The organism is Duganella violaceipulchra (assembly GCF_019166075.1).
GTDB lineage: Bacteria > Pseudomonadota > Gammaproteobacteria > Burkholderiales > Burkholderiaceae_D > Rugamonas > Rugamonas violaceipulchra.
On sequence record NZ_JAHTGR010000125.1, the window covers coordinates 1 to 450 of the forward strand.

Here is a 450-nt window from a genome sequence, read left to right on the forward strand (position 1 = left end):
GCGCCCTTGATCGAGTGCGCGGCGCGCATCATCGATTCGATGGCGCCGGCGTCGTCCTTCAGGCGCTCCATGGCCAGCAGGCCGTCCTGATGCTGATCGGCCTGACCCCGCAAACGCCATACTGGCTGCTGGCGCTGGTGTTCTTCTGTTTCGCCTCGCTGCTGGCGCGCTTCATCTGGCTGCAGGTCTACAAGCATAGCGACTACGTCGCCCAGGCCGAAGCGCTGCTGCGCTCGGTGTAGTCGCGCATGCGCGAGTAAAACTCGGCGTGGCGCCGCGCGGCAGGGCGATCCAGGCGATATTGCCCTGCCCCCGGCCGATAATGATGGCCGCAGCCAGCAAGGGCGCGCGCGCGGTGGCGGGAGCGTGCGCGGCGAACGCGCTGGTCTCTCGAGCAGCCAGCGAAAGCGTTCCGCAAGGCTGGGCAATTTCACCGTTGCTGTCCAATAT

1 protein-coding gene is annotated in these 450 nt (G+C 66.4%); it reads left to right on the forward strand.

Translation table 11 applies throughout. The features are described 5' to 3' along the window. Positions 1-242: hypothetical protein (locus KVP70_RS33270; protein WP_217946716.1), on the forward strand; the 242-nt coding region annotated here is incomplete at its 5' end. Between the last annotated feature and the right edge of the window lie 208 nt (positions 243-450).